Genomic DNA, 695 nt, shown 5'->3' on the forward strand with positions numbered 1-695 from the left:
CCTTGAACTCCAGTAGCTCCAGTTGAACCAGTAGCACCAGCCTCTCCTTGAATTCCTTGCGCACCAGTTGAACCAGTTGAACCAGTAGCACCAGTGGCTCCAGTGGCTCCAGTAGCTCCGGTTTCACCTTGTATTCCCTGTGCTCCAGTAGAACCAGTAGCACCTGTCGCTCCAGTCTCACCTTGAATTCCTTGAGCTCCGGTGTCTCCTTTGTCTCCCTGGTCACCCTTAGCACCGGTATCACCTTTTTCTCCAGTTTCACCTTTCTCGCCTTGAGATCCTGTTGCACCAGTGGCTCCGGTCGCACCAGTGTCGCCTTTCTCGCCTTGTGCTCCGGTTTCACCTTTGTCCCCTTGATCTCCTTTGGCTCCAGTTAGGCCGGTTGCTCCGGTATCACCTTTGTCACCCTTGGCACCTGTATCTCCTTTAGCTCCATCCGCTCCAGTATCACCTTTAGCACCAGTATCTCCTTTCTCTCCTTGATCTCCCTTTGCTCCAGTTAGGCCAGTAGCTCCAGTAGCACCAGTGTCACCCTTGTCACCTTTTAAACCTTGTTCACCCGTTGCACCAGTATCTCCTTTGACGCCCTGGTCGCCTTTGGCTCCAGTTGCTCCAGTTGCTCCAGTTGAACCAGTGGCTCCAGTGGAACCAGTTTCACCTTGTATTCCCTGTGCTCCAGTAGAACCAGTAGCACC

The 695-nt window shown here is 53.5% G+C and carries 1 pseudogene; it reads right to left on the minus strand.

Annotation, left to right across the window (positions count from 1 at the left end):
• Nucleotides 1-695 (minus strand): annotated as a pseudogene (locus MWU84_RS24045) (hypothetical protein); the annotation flags it as partial.

This window comes from Arenibacter sp. F20364 (genome assembly GCF_023015905.1).
Classification (GTDB): Bacteria; Bacteroidota; Bacteroidia; order Flavobacteriales; family Flavobacteriaceae; genus Arenibacter.